Source organism: Spirillospora sp. NPDC048819 (assembly GCF_040650055.1).
In the GTDB taxonomy this organism is placed as follows: Bacteria; Actinomycetota; Actinomycetes; order Streptosporangiales; family Streptosporangiaceae; genus Spirillospora.
The window spans coordinates 92,351-112,081 of sequence record NZ_JBEZGN010000012.1 but is presented as its reverse complement, the minus strand read 5'-3'; the positions used below and the strand labels follow the sequence as shown (position 1 = coordinate 112,081).

The window sequence follows — 19,731 nt, the reverse complement described above, 5'->3', positions numbered from 1 at the left end:
CGCGTCCTGCCTTAGGAGAGTCGGACCACGGGCTGGTGGTCGAGGACCAGGGTGTTGCGGTGGAGGTCGTAGGCGGAGACCGTCAGGCGTTTCTGCGCGTCCACGCGGAAGTCGAGGCGGAAGCGGTCGACGCCCGCCTCGGCCGGGGGGTCGGCTTCGAGGAAGGTGGGGCTGTCCTCGTTGAGCCAGAGCCGGGAGCGTTCCTGGAGGCGCTGCGCGGTGACCGCGACGGTGCGGGCGCCGCCGTTCGCGTCGAACATGATCTCCAGGTCGGAGCTCGCCTCGCGGTAGCTGGCGTGGGCGAGTTCGTAGACGGCGATGCCGAGGTGCTTCTGCCCGTCCCTGATGGCCTTGATGGTGAGCATCTTGACGGGCTCGGCAGTGGGGTATTCGGTGCCGGCCTCCACGAGCGTCTCGAATTCGTAGGCGCCGGTGTCGCGGTTGACGTGCCGGATGGCGTAGTCGTGCTGGATGTGGTCGCTCAGCTCGTATCCGCCGGCGATCCCGGCGGCGCCGGCGGCGACGGCCTCCAGCGGCCGGTCCAGGTGCAGGGCGTCCGGCGGGAACTGCAGCGACAGGACGTCCTGGACGGCCGGGATCAGGCTGGTGCCGCCCACCAGGAACACCTTGGCGATCTCGTCGGCGGGGAACCCCTTGGCGGCGGCGCCGTCGAGGGTTCTGCGCAGGGCGCGGTTGACCCGTCCGAGGACGTCCTTCTTCTTGAGGAGGCCGTCGAACTCGGCGCGGCCGATGTCCAGCCGGTACGGCCCGGCCTCGATGACCGCCGACTCCTGTGCCGTCAACGCGATCTTGGCCTTCTCGGCGGAGCGCAGCAGCTCCCGGAAGACGCGGTTGTACTCGCGGGTGTCGCCGAACGGGACGCCGGTCTGCTCGGCGGCGTACTCGGCGAGGAGGGCGTCGATGTGGTCGCCGCCGAGGTCGAGGCCCGCCTTGGAGATCGTCCGGACGGCGCTGCCGGCGGTGGCGTTGGACGGGTCCAGCACCTTCACGACGGACGTGTCGAGGGTTCCGGCGCCGAAGTCGAAGACGAGGAACACCTCGCCCGGGTTCAGGCGGGCGCTGTAGCCGACGGCCGCGGCGGTCGCCTCGTCCACGACCCGCAGCCGCGCCCCGCCCGCGTCCTCGCCGACCTCCTGGACGAGCCAGTCGCGGTAGGTGTCGAACGACTCGACGGGCGCGGTCGCGACGATCTCCAGGTCGGCGGAGTCGACGGTGAGGATCGCGGTGGCCATCACGTCGGACAGGAACCGGGTCGCGGCCTCCCGGGCGGTGACGGTCCGGTCGCCGCCCAGCCGGCGCGGGATGTCGACGGACCGGCCGGTGACCGCGCTCTTCGCCGACTGGAACACAGCGGTCCCGGGATCGTCGGCCATCTCCGGCGTCACCTGCGCGCCGATCCACCGCCGGTCGCCCGCGGCGGAGAACGCGATCCGGGACGGCACGACCCGCTGGTCGACGCCCCGGCCGTCCTCCCGTGTCAGGTCCAGCCCCGGCAGCGGGATCGGCTCGCCCCGGTCCAGGGTGTGGTCCCACCCCGCGACGACGGTGTTGGCGGTGCCGAAGTCGATACCGATACGGGTCGTCATCCATCCCCCTTCACAGGCTGATGTCGTATTCTCCCGCGGCGAGCCGGACGGCGTCGCCGATCTCGACGTCGTAGCGGAAGCGGTGCTCCAGGGACGCCCGGAGGAGTTCGAGGAGCGACCGCGCGTCCCCGGTGATCGCCGGGTCCGCGGTGGCGGCGGCGACGAGTCCCAGGTGGCGCGGTACGAGGTCGGCCACGGGGCGCCGGATCAGCCCGGGTACCTCGCGGAGGCGCAGATCGAACAGGTCGATGGCGCCGTCGCGGTGGCCGACCGCGAGGAACTCGCCGCCGGGCGACACGGTCAGGCCGGTGGGCTTGCCGGGGCGCAGGGCGGAGTGGACACCGGCCCTCTCCAGCGACGAGCCGTTGAGGAAGTACAGGTCGCCCTGCCCGCATGCGACCACGAGCTGGCCGATGTGGGGCAGCGTTCCCAGCCCGGCGAACCCGGGGACGTACACGAGGGGCGAGCGGTCGTGCCGCGCGCCCGGCGGCGATGCGAGCCTCAACGCCCCGTCCCGTTCGGCGCGGACGAGGGTGTCGGCGTCGACGAAGGCGGCCTGGACGGTCGACGATCCGGGACACACCCTGATGGCGGTTCCGGCCGCCGGGTCGATCAGGTGGATCGACGCGCCGATCACGGCGAGCCGGCCGGAGTCGCGGTGCGCGGCGACCTGGCGGGGCCACTGGCGCTTGCCCAGCCCGAACTCGGAGACGGGCCGGACCCGGACCGGGCCGCCGGGCGTGCCGAGCAGCAGTTCCCCGGCGCGCGTGCCGGCCGCGAAGCTCCCGCCGTGGCCGGTCAGCACGAGCGAGGTGACGGCGCCGGGCGTCGTGTGCAGGGCCTGCATGGCGCCGTCCGCGCACCGCACCAGGCGGCACTGGGGCTGACCGTGGTTGGGCTGCTCCCCGGCGATCAGCGTCCCGCCGCCGAGGTGCAGGACGCGCCCGACGGACGAGCCGAACCCGCCGTAGCGTTCGGTGAGCCGCGCGGTGCGCAGGTCGAACACGCCCGCGACCTTGTTGATGCCCGCCACGGCGAGGAACGGGCCGTCCGGCGCGAACGACACGTCGTTGACGCGGTCGTGGAAGAGGAACGTGGCCTGCGGCACCGCCGCCCGGCGCTCGTCCCGGAGCTGCTCCGAACCGGCCTTGACGGTCTCGGGATCGGCATCGTGCAACATGCGGAAGAGGCGGCGCTGGTCCTCGTGGCGCGGGGCCCAGCGGCCGAACAGGCGGATCAGTTCGATGCCCGCCGCGATGGGCAGGTCCTGCACGAGCGCCCACAGGTCATCCCATTCGCGCCGCGCCGCGAGTTGTTCGGCGAGGTAGCGGGCCTCCGCGTCGGGCATGGCGGCGATGCGGGCGCGCCGGTCGTCGCCGACGATGACGCGGACGAGGTCGAGGCCGCCGTCCGCCAGCATGACCTCGCGGGCGCGGGCGCGCACGGCGTCCGGCGCGGCGGCGTAGGCGAGGGAGAGCAGGCCGCCGTCCGGGTCCAGTGCGCGCAGCTGTTCCGGCCGTCCGGTGAGCAGGTAGAACATGGCGCGCCGTACCGGATCCTTCGGGACGAGGCCGCGTTCGGCGCAGTACCGGGCCGGTCCCGCTTCGGTGAGCGCCCGGTCGCACATCTCATCGACGAGACGCCGGTCGTCCAGCGCGTCGAACTTCGCCGCCGCGATGTCGCGGAGCGGATGGTCGCCGAGGAGCAGCGCGTCGAGCAGTGCCGCCCGGTGGGCCGGTTCCAGGAGGACGTCCCGGCCGGTCTCCACGGCGACGACGGAGAGCGGCACGGTGGGCGCGGGCCGTCCCCAGCGGAGGAGCGCGTCCCCGAGCGCGGGCGAGGGGGTCTCGATCCACTCGCTCCACAGGCCGCTGAGCTTCCTGGGGGTCGCCGGTGGCCTGCTGTTCTCCAAGAGGACGTCCCGCAGCGACGTCCCCGGGCCGGAATCCCCGTGCCACAGCCCGCTCAGCACCCGGCCGGTCGCGTTCCTGCACGCCGTGGCGGTCCGGTCGCGCACGTCGGTGTCGGGGTCGGTGAGCAGCACCGGCAGCAAGCCGACCTCGTGCAGATCCCCGTCCTCCAGCAGGTCCAGCAGGGCGCGGGTCAGCAGCCGCGGCAGGGGCCGGACGGCAAGGGCCGACAGGTCCAGGACGGCCTGACGCAGGCGGGGGTCACGCGTCTCGGCCCACAATTCCGCGACGGCATGGGTCGCCCGTTCGCGCAGCCGGTGCCCCGGCGTCCGCGCCACCTGGACGACGCCGTCCCGCGCCGCCGCGTCGCCGCGCACCGCCGCCCGGAAGAGCCGCCGCGCCGCCCAGCGTCCCCGCCGCCCGTGCCCGGCGGACGTGACCGCCCACCGTTCCGCGCGTGCCCGGCTGGTCACCGTCCCTCCCTCAAAGGCTGATGTCGTGCTCGCCGGCGGTGAGCCGGACGGCGTCGCCGATCTCGACGTCGAAGCGGAAGCGGTGCTCCAGGCAGGCGTGGAGCAGCCGGAGCGCGGCCCCGGCCGGGGCGCTCAACGCGGTGTCGGCCAGGGCCGTGCCGACGATGCCGAGGTGCCGGGGGACGAGGTCGACGACGGGCCGCCGGACGACGTGCGGCAGGTCCCGGACGCGCAGGTCGAACAGGTCGGTGTGGCCCGCGGCGTCACCGACGGCGAGGAAGTCCCCGCTGGGGGAGACGGTCAGGCTGGTGGGGTTCTGCGCCTCCGGTGCGCGGTACACGATGGTCGCCGCCGCCGTCTCGGGGTCGATGGCGTACAGGTCGCCCCGGCGGTCCATGACCATCGGCTCGCCGGTGCCGGGCGGCGCGGCGAGCCCGCCGAGCCCGCCGACCTGGGCCTGACCCGTCTCCTCGAACCGGTGCCCGCTCCGCCGCAGCCGGGTCACTTGTCCCGCCAGGTCGGCGCACACCAGCGTGTCGGCGTCGACGAACACGGCCCGCGCGGTGGGCGGCTCGGTCCGCGCGACGACGGGGTTCCCGGCCGCCGCGTCGGCCACGACGAGGAGCTTGCCGAGCACGGCGATCCGTCCCGACGCGGGGTGCGCGGCGACCGACCGGGGCCACCGGCCCCCCAGCCGGAGCGCCCGGACGGGCCGGGACTCCACGTGGCCGCCGGGGTCGCCCAGCAGCAGGTTCCCGGCGCGCGTCCCGGCGACGAATCCGCCGTCCTCGCTCCGCAGCGCCAGTGAGGTGATGGAGCCCGGCGTCTTGTGCAGCGTCCGCGTGGCGCCGTCCGCGCAGCGCAGCACGCGGCATTCGCGGTCGACGCGGTTGGTGCGCTCCCCGGCGATCAGCACGCCGTCCCCGGTGCACAGGACGCGCCCGACGGACGTGGCGAACCCGCCGTACCGCTCGACGAGCTGCGCGGTGCGCAGGTCGAACACGCCCGCGACCCGGTTGGTCCCGGCGGCCGCGAGAAACGGGCCCTCCGGCGCGAACGACACATCGTTGACGCGCCCGTGGAACAGGAATCTCGCCTGCCGGATCAGATGCGGGCGGCCATCGGGGAGGTGTCCGAGCAGGTCGGCGACCGCCGACGGGTCGGTCTCCAGGTACATCTCGAAGATCCGCCGCGTGTCGTCGTCACGCGGAACCCAGCCGTCGAACAGCCGGAACAGCCCGACCCCGATCCCGATCGGCACGTCCTGCACGATCGCCCAGAGGTCGTCCCATTCCCGGCGGGCGGCGAGCTCCTCGGCGAGGTACTCCACCTCTTCGGGGGACAGCGAGGGGATCCGGGCGCGCCGGTCGTCGCCGACGATGACGCGGACGAGGTCGAGCTCACCGGCGGTGAGCATGAAGTCCTGGATCTCGGCGCGTTCGCCCGCGGAGGCGGAGGCGTAGGCGAGGGACAGCAGGGACCCGTCCGGGTCGAGGTCGAGGTACTGCTCGCGCTGCTCGGTCATCAGGAAGAACAGCGCGCGTTTCACCTGGTCCTTCGGCGCGACTTTGTGCTTCCTGCAGAACCAGGCGAGCCCCGGTGAGCCCGACATCGCCTTCGCGCAGATCTCCTCGGTGAGTTCCTCGTTCCCCAGCGCGAGGGCCTTCCGCTCGGCGATCTCGCTCAGGGGCCCGTCGCCGAATCCGAGCGCCTCGATGAGCGCGTCGCGGTAGGGCTGCCTGGTCAGGACGCCCGGGTCGGTCTCCAGGACCACGACGCTGAGGGCCTCGTCTCGTCCGTAGGACGCGGGCCGCCCCCACCGGACGAGCGCGTCCAGCAGCAGCGGCTCGGGCGGGCGTCCGAGGAAATCGGCCCACAACCCGTCCACCACGTGGGGCGGGGGCGCCTCGGCGTTCGCGAGCAACGGCTCCCGCAGCGGCCACGTCCGACGGACGGCCGCCTGGACCCACAGGGCCTCCAGCAGGGGACCGGACGCCTCCCGGCACGCCGCGGCCGCCTGCTCCCGGACATCGGGATCGGCATCGGCCAAAAGGGGCGGGACCTTGACCGCGTCGCGCGGCTCCAGCTCCGCCGCGAGCCGTCCCAGCAGCGCCAGCGTCGGCAGCCGCCACTCCCCGGCGGCGACGGCCCCGACGTCAAGGACGACCTGCCGCAGGAACGGATCACGGTCCTTCGCCCACCACGCCGCGACGGCCGACCGCGCCCGTTCGCACAGCCGGTGCTCCGGCGTCCTCGCGACCTGGGCGACGTCCGCCCGCGCGGCGGCGTCTCCGCGTTCCGCCGCCGCGAACAGCCGCCGCCCGGCCCAGCGCGCGAACGGCCCCCGCCCGGCGCACGCCGCGGCGCGCTCCCCGGCGGTCAAGCCAGTTCCAGGCGCACCTGGTTCTCCGCGGCCTGGGCGGCCTCGGCGAAGGAGGCCGACTGGGCGCGCCCGTCGCGCAGCCAGGTCCGCAGGTCCTCGATGCGTTCCCGCTGCGACCTGCTGAGCGGGACGAGCCGTTCGATCGCCGCCGCGACGTCATCGGTGGTGATGTCGCGCTGCCCGTCCGCGAACGCCCGGTACAGCGCGTCGATGACGGTCTGCTCGATCTCGGCGCCGACGAGTCCGTCCGCCAGCCGGGCCAGGCGCATGATGTCGAACCCGGCCGGGTTCCGGCGCCGTTTCCACAGGTGCACGGCGAAGATCTCGCGGCGCTCGCTGTCGGTCGGCAGGTCGAGGAAGAACACCTCGTCGAACCGTCCCCGCCGCAGCGTCTCCGGCGGCAGCGCGCCGACGTCGTTGGCGGTGGCGACGACGAACACCGGCGCGGTCTTCTCCTGCATCCAGGTGAGGATGGTGCCGAAGACGCGCTGGGACGTGCCGCCGTCGAGCCCGCCGGCCGCCAGGGACTTCTCGATCTCGTCGATCCACAGCACGCACGGCGACACCACCTCGGTGATCTTCAGTGCGAGCCGCAGCCGCTCCTCGGACTCGCCGACCAGCGACCCGAACAGCGCGCCGACGTCCAGCCGCAGCAGCGGCAGCCGCCACAGCCCGCTGATCATCTTGGCGGTGAGGCTCTTGCCGGTCCCGGGGATGCCGATCAGCGCCATGCCCTTGGGGGAGGGCAGCCCGAACCGGGCGGCGTCCTCGCCGAACGCGCTCTCGCGCAGCGTCAGCCATTCCTTCAGCAGTTCGAGGCCGCCGACGTCGTCGGGCGTCTCGTCGGCGCTGTAGAACTCCAGGGCGCGGGACGCCCGGATGACGGCCTTCTTCTCCTCCAGGACGGCCGGGATGTCCATCTCGTCGAGGACCTTGTCGCGGACGATCGCCTTGGAGAACGCCCGGCGCGCCTGCGCGGCGGTGAGCCCCAGCGCCGCCTGGGCCAGCCGCGACCGCCCGTGCTGGGTCAGGTCGCACTCCACCCTCGTCTGCGCGATGAGCGCGTCGAGGTCGCCGCGCAGTTCCCGCTGGTTCGGCAGCGGCATGTCGATGACGACGACGTCGTCGCCCAGCTCCGCCGGAACGTCGGAGGAGTACGTCGTGACGACCAGCGACGAGTACGTGGACACCAGGCTGTGCGCGAGGTTCCGCAGTTTCCGCTTGACGGCCGGGCTCTTGTGCCAGAACTCGTGGAAGTCCTTCAGGACGTAGAGGTCCTTGCGGTTCGCGTTCCCCCGCGCCAGCTCGGCGATCTTGTCGAGGGCCGCGTCGGGCGTCGCCGCGGTGGGCAGGGACCGCCCGTCCCGGGACACCAGCCCCTGCGCGATGTCCCACATGACCAGGTCGGAGCGCGACGAGGCGTCCCGCCCGACCCGCACCTCGTTGAGGATCTCCAGCGCGCGCTGCTCCTCGACGGTCACCAGGACGATCATCGGTACCCGCGCCCGCAGGTACAGGTTCAGATCATCGTGGACGCTCATGGCCCTCCCCACGCGTGCATGCCCGTCATCGAAAACGTCCCGTCCGCCGAGATCACGATCTCGATCTCGGGGACGGCCGCGAAATCGTCCGCCGAATAGCGCGACGTGATCGCCCAGTACTCCTTGTTCGACGATCCCCGGAGCCCGGTCCCCAGATGGAGCCGCGGGTTGTAGCGCCCGGCGATGACCATGTCGGCGTCTTGGACGGCCGCCAGCCGGTCCGGGTTCTCCTCGATCTCGGCCCGGGAGAATCCGCTGAGCACCACGATCCCGAGGCCGGACGGCCGGATCAGGGCACAGAACTCCCGGAGCGGGGCGGGCTGCTCCAGCGGTTCGCCGCCGCTGACCGTGACGCCCTCGGCATCGGGCGTCCGCAGCGCTTCCGCGGCCACGTCCTCGGCTGTTCTCGCCGTCCCGCCCGCGTCGTGCGTCTCGGGGTTGAAGCACCCTTCACAACCCAGCGAGCAGCCCTGCGTCCACACCACGAACCGGGTGCCGGGGCCGTTGGCGGCACTCCGGGAGAGGGTGGCGTGGACCTGCCACGCCGTCACTGCCACAGCCGGTCCTGATGCTCCTGCGATTCCTCGGCGGTCTCGTCGGACTCGTTGTAGGCCTCGGCCGTCAGCTCCTGCGATTCGACCTGCCCGCCGAGCAGCGCGACGAGTTCCTCGGTGGTGGCGAGGCAGGCCATCCCGTCGACCCCGGTCACATGGATCTCGACGCTGCCGTCTTTCTTGATGGTCACTTCGACGGTCTCGTCCACGCCCTCACACTCCCACGTGCCGCCGCAGGACGACCCGGATGTCCCCGGACTCCTCGTAGCTGCGCCGGTCGACCTCGAAACCCCGTGCCTCCAGTGCGGACAGGGTGCCGGCGAGCGCGTACTGCTGTTTCAGGGTCCGCACGAAGGACTGTTCGGTCATGCCGCGAACGCCCCACCAGTCCGCGACGAGCTCGTAGCCGTCGTCGGACGGCGCGAAGCCGATCTCGTGCGTCCCGCCCGTGGGCCGGATCTTGAACTCGGCGTCCGTCCGCCGCCCGAGGAACCCGCGCACCCCGCGTCCGGGCGGCTCGACGGCGTGGCCCATCTCCCGCAACGCCGTCCGCAGCGTCTCGCCGTCGGTCAACCGGGTCTTCACCTTCGTGAAATGGGACATCCGACCTCCCCGGAAACGCATGGGCCCGCCCAGCCTAATGGGGCGTGATCACCAGTAACAGGTAATTAGCCGCACTTGCCGGGCAGGCGGCGGTGATCTTGTCACGCCGGCACACATCCGGCGCCGCCGGTCTCGTCGCCAGCTTCATTGGAGTAAGTGTCCAATTGCGTTAGCGTCGGCTCGCTGTCACCCGGACGGCAAGGGGGACGACGAAGGGTTACGGGCCATGTCCATCAAAGTCCGCCATGTTCTACGCACCGTGCTGGTGTCCTGTATCGGGGTCGCCCTGACGGCGACCGCCCTCCAGGGCCCGGCCACCGCGGCTCCCCAGGAGAGCAAGCCTCCCGCCGAGGATCCGTTCTACAAGCCGCCCTCGCCCCTCCCGGAGGGGCAGCCCGGCGACCTCATCAGGTCGCGGCCGGCGGTGTTCACGGTCGACCCGTTCGGCAAGTCGCCGTACGAGGGCGTCAAGGCGTGGCAGGTCCTGTACCGGTCGGAGACGGTGCACGGCACCCCGACCGCCGTGTCGGGGATCGTGCTCGTCCCGACCAAGGCGTGGACGGGCGAGGGCGCGAGGCCCCTCGTGTCCTACGCCGTAGGGACGCGCGGCCTCGGCGACTCGTGCGCCCCGTCCTACACCCTCACCCAGGGCCTCGACTACGAGGCGCTGATGATCACCGACGCGCTCAGCCGGGGATGGGCCGTCGCCGTCACCGACATGGAGGGCCTCGGCACCCCCGGCCAGCACACCTACGAGGTCGGCCGCTCGCAGGGCAAGGCCGTCCTCAACATGGTGCGGGCCGCGCAGCAGCTCCCCGAGGCCGGCCTCGGCGACGCACCGGTCGGCCTCTGGGGCTACTCCCAGGGCGGGACGTCTTCGGCCTGGGCGGCGCAACTGGCGCAGTCCTACGCGCCGGAACTCGACCTCAAGGGCGTGTTCGCCGGGGGAGTCCCGTCCGATCTCCGCGCGGTCGCCGCGAACCTGGACGGGTCGCCGTTCGTCGCGCTGATGTTCATGTCGGCGGTCGGCTACGACGCCGCCTACCCCGGCCTGGACCTGGAGAAGTACCTCAACGACAAGGGCCGCGAGCTGCTGGAGAAGGCCCAGGACGTGTGCCTGCTCAGCGTCGACGGCGCGTCCACGCTGATCGACACCGCGTTCAAGAAGATCGGCGACTACACGACCAGCGACCCGCTGGCCACGCCGCAGTGGCAGGAGGCGCTGGACGCCAACAAGCTCGGCGGGACGGCCCCGAGCGTCCCGGTGCTCCAGACGCAGGCCGTCTACGACCAGATCATCCCGTTCGAGCAGGCCGACACGCTCCACAAGGCGTGGTGTGCGAAGGGCGCGAACGTGACCTGGAAGACCTACACGCTCGCCGAGCACGCCACCGGCATGCTCTGGAGCTGGCCGGACGCGACGGCCTTCCTCACCGACCGCTTCGCCGGCAAGCCCGCCGAGGGCAACTGCGCCGCCTGACCACTGCGCAGCCTGACCACGGGGCCGCCTGACCGTGTTCTCTCCGAGTCCGCAGGGCCATCCTGTCCCACGCACGGGGCAGGATGGCCCTATGGATTTGGTGGAGTTCCTTCGAGCGCGGCTGGCGAGGGACGAGCAGATCGCCCGAGCATGTTCCGGCATCCCCTGGAAGGCCGTGCCCTCCGGCACGATCCACACCGACACGGCTCACGCCGACGGGGGCGAACCGGGGTTCGTCGCATCGGCGGAGAACGAGGCGTACGCCGAGCACATCGCCCGCCACAACCCGTCGCGGGCGCTCGCCGGGGTCGCGGCCGCCCGCCAGATCATCGACGACTACGAGAAACAGGCGTGGATCCTGGATCAGGGCCACAGAACGCCCGAGCTCGAGGCCGCGCAGGCCGCCCGCGAGACCGTCCTGCGCTGCCTCGCACTCGCGTACGCGTCCCATCCCGCATACCGAGATGATTGGCGCCCCTGACAGGACATGCCGCGCTCGGTTATGTAATCTCGATGTGAGGCCGAGAGGCGCTGCAACGGGCGTGAGCCCGCCACGCTCGGCCCGGGTTCGTATCGACAAGGGCGCCTCCCACTACAACGGGAGGTGTTCAAAATCGACGACAACAAACTTCGCGAGCTTCTTGACCAGCGGATCGCGGTCCTCGACGGAGCCTGGGGCACGATGCTCCAGGGCGCGGGCCTGTCCCCGGAGGACTACCGCGGCGACCGCATCGCCGCCGGCCATCCGAAGGACGTCACCGGCGACCCGGACCTGCTGAACCTGACCCGCCCGGACGTCATCCTGGACGTCCACCGGCAGTACCTCGAAGCCGGCGCCGACATCACGACGACGAACACGTTCACCGCGACCAGCATCGGCCAGGCCGACTACGGCCTTGAGGGCCTGGTCCGCGAGATGAACGTCGAGGGCGCCCGCCTCGCCCGGCGGGCCGCCGACGAGTTCGGCGGGCGGTTCGTCGCCGGCTCCGTCGGCCCCCTGAACGTCACGCTCTCGCTGTCGCCGCGCGTGGAGGACCCCGCCTACCGCGCGTTCACGTTCGACCAGGTCAAGGACGCCTACGCCGAGCAGATCGCCGGGCTGGCCGAGGGCGGCGTCGACCTCCTGCTCATTGAGACGATCTTCGACACGCTGAACGCGAAGGCCGCGATCGCCGCGGCCCGCGAGGTCGCCCCGGACCTGCCGCTGTGGATCTCGGTGACGATCGTGGACCTGAGCGGCCGGACGCTGTCCGGCCAGACCGTCGAGGCGTTCTGGCGGTCCATCGAGCACGCCGAGCCCCTGGTCGTGGGCGTGAACTGCTCACTGGGCGCCGAGGAGATGCGCCCGCACGTGGAGGACCTGGCCAGGGTCGCCGGCACCTACACCGCCTGCCATCCGAACGCCGGCCTGCCGAACGCGTTCGGCGGCTACGACCAGACACCGGACGAGACGGGCGCCTACCTCGGCGACTTCGCCGCGTCCGGCATGGTCAACGCGGTCGGCGGCTGCTGCGGGACGGGCCCCGACCACATCGCCCGCATCGCCGAGGCCGTCCGGAACGCGGCCCCCCGCGAGATCGCGAAGCCCGCCAAGGCGCCCCGCTTCAGCGGCCTGGAGCCGTTCGAGATCGGCCGGGACACCGGCTTCGTCATGATCGGTGAGCGGACGAACGTCACCGGATCCAAGCGGTTCCGCAGGCTCATCGAGGCGGGCGACCACCAGGGCGCGGTGGCCGTGGCGCTGGACCAGGTGCGCGGCGGCGCGAACCTGCTCGACGTCAACATGGACGCCGACCTGCTCGAAAGCGAGCGGGAGATGACGACGTTCCTGAACCTGATCGCGACCGAGCCCGAGGTGGCCCGCATCCCGATCATGGTGGACAGCTCGCGCTGGAGCGTGCTGGAGGCGGGGCTGAAGACCGTCCAGGGCAAGGGCGTCGTCAACTCCATCAGCCTCAAGGAGGGCGAGGAGCAGTTCCTGGAGCAGGCCCGCCGCGTCCGCGACTTCGGCGCCGGCGTCGTCGTCATGGCGTTCGACGAGACGGGCCAGGCCGACACGGCCGACCGCAAGGTGGAGATCTGCGGGCGCGCCTACGACCTGCTCACGCAGAAGGCCGGGTTCCCCGCCGAGGACATCGTGTTCGACCCCGCCGTCCTCGCCGTGGCGACCGGCATCTCCGAGCACAACGGGTACGCGAAGGCGTTCATCGACGCCCTGCCCCGCATCAAGGAGCGCTGCCCCGGCGCCCGCACCAGCGGTGGCATCTCCAACCTGTCGTTCTCCTTCCGGGGCAACGAGGTCGTCCGTGAGGCGATGCACTCGGCGTTCCTGCTCCACGCCGTCCGCGCCGGGCTCGACATGGGCATCGTCAACGCCGGGCAGCTCGCCGTCTACGAGGACATCCCCGCCGACCTCCTCGAACTGGTCGAGGACGTCCTGTTCGACCGCCGCCCGGACGCGACCGACCGGCTCGTGTCGTTCGCCGAGAACGTCAAGGGCGAGGGCACCAAGCGCGAGGTCGACCTGTCGTGGCGGGACGCCCCGGTCGCCAAGCGCCTGTCGCACGCCCTCGTGCACGGCATCGTGGACTTCATCGAGGAGGACACCGAGGAGGCCCGGCAGCAGGCCGCCCGTCCCCTCGACGTCATCGAGGGCCCGCTGATGGACGGCATGAAGATCGTCGGCGACCTGTTCGGGTCCGGCAAGATGTTCCTGCCGCAGGTGGTCAAGAGCGCCCGCGCGATGAAGAAGTCGGTCGCCTACCTCGAACCGTTCATGGAGGAGGAGAAGGCGGAGGCGCTGCGCGCCGGGCGCGTCCATGAGGACCGCGGCCAGGGCAAGATCGTCCTCGCGACCGTGAAGGGCGACGTGCACGACATCGGCAAGAACATCGTCGGCGTCGTCCTCGGCTGCAACAACTACGACGTCGTGGACCTCGGCGTCATGGTCCCGGCGGCCAAGATCCTCGACACGGCGATCGCGGAGAACGCCGACGCCGTCGGCCTGTCCGGGCTGATCACCCCGTCGCTGGACGAGATGGTCTCCGTCGCCGCCGAGATGGAGCGCCGCGGGATGCGGCTGCCGCTGCTGATCGGCGGCGCCACCACGTCCCGGCAGCACACCGCCGTGAAGATCGCGCCCGCGTACGAGTCGACGACCGTGCACGTCCTGGACGCGTCCCGGGTCGTCGGGGTCGTCGCCGACCTCCTGGACGAGGGCCGCGCCGCCGCGCTGGACGTCGCGAACCGCGAGGAGCAGGCGAAGCTCCGCAAGCAGCACGAGACGAAACAGCGCCGGCCCCTGCTCACCTACGACAAGGCGAGGGCGAACCGCGAGGAGGTCGACTTCGGCGACCTGCCCGCCCCGGCGTTCACCGGCGTCCGGATCGTCCAGCCCGACGTGACCGCGCTCCGCGAGATGATCGACTGGCAGTTCTTCTTCCTGGCGTGGGAGCTGAAGGGCAAGTACCCCGCGATCCTCGACCAGCCGGTCGCGCGGGAGCTGTTCGACGAGGGCAACGAGCTGCTCGACCAGATCATCGCGGACGGCTCGTTCGAGGCCCAGGGCGCCTACGGGTTCTGGCCGGCGCACTCCGACGGCGACGACATCGTCCTGCCCGAGGCCCGGTTCCCGATGCTGCGGCAGCAGACGTCCAAGCCGGAGGGACGCCCGAACCGGTGCCTCGCCGACTACGTCGCCCCGTCCGGCGACCACCTGGGCGGCTTCGCCGTGACGATCCTCGGCGCGGAGGACCTCGCCGCCAGGTACGAGGAGCAGCAGGACGACTACAAGGCGATCATGGTGAAGGCGCTCGCGGACCGGCTCGCGGAGGCGTTCGCCGAGTACATCCACCTGGAGGCCCGCCGTGCCTGGTTCGAGCCGGACGCCGACCCCCTCTTGGCGGACCTGCACGCCGAGCGGTTCCGCGGCATCCGCCCCGCGCTCGGCTACCCGGCGAGCCCCGACCACAGCCTGAAGCAGAAGCTGTTCGACCTGCTGGACGCGGGGCGCCTCGGCATGAAGCTCACCGAGTCGTACGCGATGACCCCGGCCGCCAGCGTCAGCGGCCTGATCTTCGCGCACCCGTCGTCCCGCTACTTCACGGTCGGCCGCGTCGGCAAGGACCAGATCGAGGACTACGCCCGCCGCTGCGACCTGCCCTTGGCGGAGGTCGAGCGCTGGCTCGCCCCGAACCTGGCCTACGACCCCTCGTAGGTCCCGCCAACGGCGAAACGCCTGACGGCCGCCGCGCCGCGGCCGTCAGGCGTGCTCTTCGGGGACCCGGGGGTTACGGGCGTTACGGGCGTCCGATGCGGACGCGCCACACCTCGGGCCCGGCCTCCTCGTAATCCCAGGTGAAGTCGCCGGGGTGCTCGGCGGCGAACTGGTAGTACAGCGGCTTCGGGTCGTGGTCGTTGACCAGCAGGAACGCGGTCCCCGCCGACAGCGCGGCGAACGCGGCGAAGATCTGCTCGTGCCGCTGCGCCGGGGCGAGGACGCGCACGTCCAGTTCCCCGCCCGTGACCTCGGCGGTCGCGCCGGGCGTGCCCGGGTCGTCGTGCCCGCCGCACGTGCAGTGGTGCCCGCCCGCCTCGGCGGCCTCGCCGCCATGTGCGTCCGCGCCCAGGATCTCGTGCATCCCCGCCAGCAGCGCCGCCAGGTCGACGCCGTGCTCGACGAGGGCGGGGAGCACCAGGTTGTTCTCCTTCTCCAGGTGCGACTGGAAGATCGCGTTGAGCGCCGACGCCGCGGCGACCGTCTCGCCGGGCGTCCGCGCCGCCTCCAGTTCGGTGACCGTGTCCCGCAGGGCGGTGTGCTCCCGCAGCATCGCGCGGAGCAGGAGACGGGCCTCGGGCAGTTCCTCGGCCGCCTTGTACAGCGTCTTCTCCTCGGCCTCGGCGTGCGGGACGACCTCCTCGGCGCAGAACGCGACGAGCCGGTCGCGCCGGTCGTGGGGGTCGGTGAGCTGGTCGGCGGCGCGCGCGATGGTCAGGACGTGGTCGGCCATGGTCCGGCCGAGCCGCTCGTGGTGGTCGAGGATGGCCCGCACGGTCTCCTGCTGCGGGTTCGCGGTCGATGTGGTCATGAGCACTCCTCGGGCCGGTATTTTTCACAACGCTACTTGTATTTATAATAGACGGTATGGAGAAACTGGAGACCAGGGCAACCCCCGCCCGCGGCCCCCGCCACCGCATCGCGGCGCGCCGGCTCCCGCTGCTCGCCGGCGCGCTGCTCGCCCTCGTCGCGGGGCTCTGGGGCGCCCTGGGGCTCCTCGGCCTGGACGTCCCGCTGCCGCGCACGTCGTTCGCGCAGCACCACGGCGCGCTGATGGCGCTGGGCTTCCTCGGCACGCTGATCTCCCTCGAACGCGCCGTCGCCCTCGGCCGCCCCTGGGGCTACGCCGCCCCGGCCCTCGCCGGACTCGGCGGCATCACCACCGCCATCGGCCTGACGGTCCCCGGAAAGCTCCTGCTGACCGCCGCCGGCGGCTGGCTCGTCGCGATCTACATCACGGTTCTCGTCGGCCGCCGCACCGGGGGCGACCTCGCCGTCCAGCTGTCCGGCGCCGTCGCCTGGTACGCCGGCGCGCTGCTGTGGCTGGCCGGCCGGTCCGTCTCCGAGATCGTCCCCTGGCTCGCCGCGTTCCTGGTCCTCACGATCGCCGGTGAACGCCTCGAACTCGCCCGCGTCGCGTTCCTGGGCCGCCGCGCGACCCACGGCCTCCTTGCCGCGGCGGCCCTGCTCGGCGCGGGCGCCGCCGTCTCCGCCGCATGGCCGGGCCCGGGGTGGCGGCTCACCGGCCTCGGCATGGTCGCCCTCGCCGGATGGCTCGCCGTCCACGACGTCGCGCGCCGCACCGTCCGCGGGACGGGCCTGCCCCGCTACGCCGCCGCCTGCCTCCTCACCGGCTACGCCTGGCTCGCGGTCGCCGGGACGATCTGGCTCGCCGCCGGACGGCCCGCCTCCAGCGGGCTCAACGACGCCGCCCTGCACGCGGTGTTCCTCGGCTTCGTCATGTCGATGGTGTTCGGGCACGCCCCGGTGATCCTGCCGGCCGTGCTGCGGGTCCGGCTGCCGTACCACCCGATCCTGTACGCGCCGCTCGTCCTCCTGCACGCCTCCCTCCTCGTCCGCGTCGCCGGCGACCTCGGCGGAGTCTCCGCCGCACGGACGGTCGGCGGCGTCCTCGGCGAGGTATCGCTCCTGCTCTTCGGCGGCTGCGCCCTCGCCGCGTCGCGGCTGCCGCGAAGGGAACCGGCATGACGTCCATCGGGCTCAGGCCGAAGGCCGCCGGCTCCGGTCCCGGCTCCTCCCCGCGCAGGCCGCAGCGTTCCGCCTGGCACGCCATCGCCAACGGGGTCGTCCTCGCGTGGCTGGCACTGACCGCCGTCGCCGCCCTCGTCCATCCCGAGCTGCCCGCGCCGCGCTGGCTGCTCGTCCACCTGTTCCTCCTCGGCGCGGTCACCAACGCGATCGTCACCTGGACGGAGCACTTCGCCGCCGCGCTGCTGCGCATCCCGCAGCCCCCGCGCTGGTGGCCGATGACGCGGCTGGGGGTCCTGAACGCCGGGATCGCCGCCGTGCTGTGCGGCGTCGCCGGCGGTTTCCCTCTCCTGGCCGCCGGCGGCGCCGCGACCGTCGTGACCGTCGTCGCCGCGCACGTCACCGTCCTCACCCTGCGCGGCAGGGGAGCCCTCGGCGGACGGTTCGCGCACGTCGTCGGCTGGTACGTGTGGTCCGGCGCCGCCCTCGTCGCGGGCGGGACGCTCGGCGGCCTGCTGGCGTCGGGCCGCACGCCGTCCGGCTGGCAGGAGCCGATGCGGGCCGCGCACGCCCACGTCAACATCCTCGGCTGGGTCGGCCTGGCCGTCCTCGGCACGCTGTTCACGCTCTGGCCGACCGTCCTGCGCACCCGGATGGTGGACGGCACCGGCGCGATCGCCCGCTGGTCGCTGCGCGCCGCCGTGCCCGGGCTGTCCGTCGCCGTCGGCGGCCTCCTCGCGGACCTGCGCTGGCTCGCCGCCGCCGGGCTCCTCCTCTACGCGGCCGCCGCCGCGCTCGCCCTCGTCCCGTTCGTCCGGACGCTCGTCCGGAGGCGCCCGCACACCCCCGCGTCGTGGATGCTCGCGGCCGGGACGACCTGGTTCGCCGTGACCCTCGTCGCGGACGCGGCCCGCCAGAGCGTCGACGGCCTCCTCCCGCTCGTCCTCGTGGGCTTCGTGGGGCAGACGCTCCTCGGCGCACTGACGTTCCTGCTCCCCGTCGTGCTGGGCGGCGGACCCGCCGCCTTCAAGGCCAACGCCGCCGTGATCGAACGCGTGTGGATACCCCGGGTGATCGCCGTCAACGTCGCGGTGCCGCTGCTCGTGCTGCCCGTCCCCGCGTGGCTGACCCGCGCCGCCTGGATCGTCGCGATCGCCGCCCTTGGCGCGTTCGTCCTGCTGGCCGTGGCGACCATCGCCCGCTCCCGCCGCCCGTCGCCGGTCGTCGCGGGCATCGCCGCCGGCGTCCTCCTCAGCGCGCTCGCCGTCGGTGTCGCGGTCGGCGGCGCGACGTCCCCTTCGACGTCCCCTTCCACGGTCGCCGCCTCGGGCACCCGCACCGTGGACGTCACCCTCGCCGACATGCGCATCCGCCCGGGGACGATCGAAGCCGAGCCCGGGACCCGCCTCGTCCTGCGCGTCACCAACGAGGACGCCATGCGGCACGACCTGCGCCTCGCCACCGGCCAGGCCACCCCGATGCTCGACCGGGGCGAGTCCGCCACGCTGACCCTCCCGCCCCTGGAGGAGCCGATCGACGGCTGGTGCACCGTGCCCGGCCACCGCGCCGCCGGCATGACCATGAAGATCGAGACGACCGGCTCCGCGACGCCGCCCCCGGCCGGCCACCGGCACGCGGCCGAGCAGGGCCCGCTCGACCTGGCGGCCCCCATGTCGCCGGAATGGCGCCCCTACGACGCGGCCCTCAAGCCCACCCCCGGCGCCAAGGAACACCGCGTCGAGATCCGCGCCACCGAGCGGGAACTAGAGGTCGCCCCAGGCGTCCGCCAGCAGATGTGGACGTTCAACGGGACCGTCCCAGGGCCCGTTCTGCGCGGCAAGGTCGGCGACGTCTTCACGGTCACTCTCGTCAACGACGGAACCATGGGCCATGGCATCGACTTCCACGCCGGGTCCCTCGCACCGGACGTCCCGATGCGCACCATCCAGCCCGGCGAGAGCCTCACGTACCGCTTCAAGGCCGAACACGCCGGCGCCTGGCTGTACCACTGCTCGACGATGCCGATGCTCCAGCACATGGGCAACGGCATGTACGGCGCCGTCATCATCGACCCGCCCGATCTGCCCCGCGTCGATCGCGAGTATGTCCTCGTCCAGGGCGAGCTGTACCTGGGGCAGCCGGGATCCACCGGGCAGGTGGCGAAGATGCGCGACGGCCGTCCCGACGCCTGGACGTTCAACGGCACGGCCGCCGGCTACGACCACGCGCCGCTGACGGCCCGCACGGGCGACCGCGTCCGTGTCTGGGTGGTCGACGCGGGCCCGACCTCCGACACGGCGTTCCATATCGTCGGAGCCCAATTCGACACCGTTTACAAGGAAGGCGCCTACCTTCTCCGCAAGGGCGACGACGGCGGCGCGCAGATTCTCGACCTGTCGCCCGGCCAGGGCGGTTTCGTGGAAGCGGTCGTCCCCGAAGCCGGTCACTATCCGTTCGTCGACCACGACATGCGGCACGGCGAATCCGGCGCCCACGGAATCCTGAAAGTCACCGATTGAACCTGCGGCCGGCCGGTTCCCCCGCCGAAGGCGGGGCCGCCAATTCCACGGGCATCATCCGCGTCACCCCGGCGATGGAGCAGGTGCGCCTCACCATGCCCTGCTCCGGCAGCCGGATCGACAGCCGGGTACCGGTCGTCCTGGCCCGGACATAGGTGCGGAGGATGACGTTCAGGCCGCTGGAATCGCAGAAATGGCAGCCCGTGAGGTCGAGGATCAATGACAGGACGCCCTCGTCCAGCAGCCGCCGCGACGCGGTGTGCAGATCGTCGCAGTTGCGGACGTCGGCCTCTTCCGGAAAGAGTAGAATCGCGTTCTGGTCCGTGCGCTGGACGGTTGCGCCGCCCAAAGTCGTGAACTCCATGGTCGCCTCACCCATGGTCGGTCGAACCGTAT

14 protein-coding genes and 1 riboswitch are annotated in these 19,731 nt (G+C 72.4%); of the genes, 5 read left to right on the top strand and 9 right to left on the bottom strand.

Annotated elements, in window-relative coordinates; genetic code table 11:
- Nucleotides 1-11: 11 nt before the first annotated feature.
- Genes AB0C35_RS18645 through AB0C35_RS18615 form a run of 7 tightly spaced genes read right to left on the bottom strand, consistent with a single transcriptional unit; the run spans nt 12 to nt 9,071 of the window.
- Nucleotides 12-1,607, bottom strand: a complete 1,596-nt coding sequence (locus AB0C35_RS18645; RefSeq protein WP_358457138.1) for an Hsp70 family protein — start codon at nt 1,605-1,607, stop codon at nt 12-14.
- Between the two features lie 10 nt (nt 1,608-1,617).
- Complete coding sequence (locus AB0C35_RS18640) at nt 1,618-3,990, bottom strand: hypothetical protein (protein WP_358457135.1); 2,373 nt, start codon at nt 3,988-3,990, stop codon at nt 1,618-1,620.
- 10 nt (nt 3,991-4,000) lie between these two features.
- The gene (locus tag AB0C35_RS18635) at nt 4,001-6,373 is read right to left on the bottom strand and encodes a hypothetical protein (RefSeq protein WP_358457132.1); all 2,373 of its coding nucleotides are present in this window, start codon (nt 6,371-6,373) and stop codon (nt 4,001-4,003) included.
- Nucleotides 6,370-7,914 carry an AAA family ATPase gene (locus tag AB0C35_RS18630; protein WP_358457130.1) on the bottom strand — a complete coding sequence of 515 codons (1,545 nt, stop codon included), beginning with the start codon at nt 7,912-7,914 and terminating at the stop codon, nt 6,370-6,372. Before AB0C35_RS18630 ends, AB0C35_RS18635 begins: the two co-directional genes overlap by 4 nt.
- Complete coding sequence (locus AB0C35_RS18625) at nt 7,911-8,471, bottom strand: 4Fe-4S single cluster domain-containing protein (protein ID WP_358457127.1); 561 nt, start codon at nt 8,469-8,471, stop codon at nt 7,911-7,913. The genes AB0C35_RS18630 and AB0C35_RS18625 overlap by 4 nt, the downstream gene beginning before the upstream one ends.
- Nucleotides 8,462-8,677 (bottom strand): DUF2997 domain-containing protein, encoded by a 216-nt coding sequence (locus AB0C35_RS18620; protein ID WP_358457124.1) that lies wholly within the window; start codon nt 8,675-8,677, stop codon nt 8,462-8,464. The genes AB0C35_RS18625 and AB0C35_RS18620 overlap by 10 nt, the downstream gene beginning before the upstream one ends.
- A 4-nt stretch (nt 8,678-8,681) precedes the next feature.
- Nucleotides 8,682-9,071 (bottom strand): DUF1257 domain-containing protein, encoded by a 390-nt coding sequence (locus AB0C35_RS18615; RefSeq protein WP_358457121.1) that lies wholly within the window; start codon nt 9,069-9,071, stop codon nt 8,682-8,684.
- A gap of 226 nt (nt 9,072-9,297) precedes the next feature.
- On the opposite strand from AB0C35_RS18615, the gene AB0C35_RS18610 reads away from it, so the two are divergent.
- The 3 genes from AB0C35_RS18610 (at nt 9,298) to metH (ending at nt 14,767) form a co-directional block, all read left to right on the top strand.
- Nucleotides 9,298-10,551: a lipase family protein gene (locus tag AB0C35_RS18610; protein WP_358457118.1), complete on the top strand. Its 1,254-nt coding sequence runs from the start codon at nt 9,298-9,300 to the stop codon at nt 10,549-10,551.
- Nucleotides 10,552-10,642: 91 nt separating this feature from the next.
- Nucleotides 10,643-11,032: a DUF6221 family protein gene (locus AB0C35_RS18605; protein WP_358457115.1), complete on the top strand. Its 390-nt coding sequence runs from the start codon at nt 10,643-10,645 to the stop codon at nt 11,030-11,032.
- A 36-nt stretch (nt 11,033-11,068) separates the two neighbouring features.
- A riboswitch (S-adenosyl-L-homocysteine riboswitch) is annotated at nt 11,069-11,146 on the top strand.
- Between the two features lie 9 nt (nt 11,147-11,155).
- Nucleotides 11,156-14,767, top strand: a complete 3,612-nt coding sequence (gene metH / locus AB0C35_RS18600) for a methionine synthase (protein WP_358457112.1) — start codon at nt 11,156-11,158, stop codon at nt 14,765-14,767.
- Nucleotides 14,768-14,849: 82 nt separating this feature from the next.
- On the opposite strand, the gene AB0C35_RS18595 is transcribed toward metH, so the two are convergent.
- Nucleotides 14,850-15,638, bottom strand: coding sequence for a DUF2249 domain-containing protein (locus AB0C35_RS18595; RefSeq protein WP_358457108.1), 789 nt, complete (start codon nt 15,636-15,638; stop codon nt 14,850-14,852).
- 56 nt (nt 15,639-15,694) lie between these two features.
- Between AB0C35_RS18595 and AB0C35_RS18590 the strand changes: the two genes are divergently transcribed.
- Together AB0C35_RS18590 and AB0C35_RS18585 are read left to right on the top strand one after the other, a co-directional pair.
- Complete coding sequence (locus tag AB0C35_RS18590; protein WP_358457105.1) at nt 15,695-16,816, top strand: hypothetical protein; 1,122 nt, start codon at nt 15,695-15,697, stop codon at nt 16,814-16,816.
- A complete protein-coding gene (locus AB0C35_RS18585) occupies nt 16,813-19,335 on the top strand; it encodes a multicopper oxidase domain-containing protein (RefSeq protein WP_358457102.1) in 2,523 nt (840 codons plus the stop codon). The genes AB0C35_RS18590 and AB0C35_RS18585 overlap by 4 nt, the downstream gene beginning before the upstream one ends.
- Here AB0C35_RS18585 and AB0C35_RS18580 read toward each other — a convergent pair.
- Nucleotides 19,325-19,714 carry an STAS domain-containing protein gene (locus tag AB0C35_RS18580; protein ID WP_358457099.1) on the bottom strand — a complete coding sequence of 130 codons (390 nt, stop codon included), beginning with the start codon at nt 19,712-19,714 and terminating at the stop codon, nt 19,325-19,327. The genes AB0C35_RS18585 and AB0C35_RS18580 overlap by 11 nt on opposite strands.
- Nucleotides 19,715-19,731 lie beyond the last annotated feature (17 nt).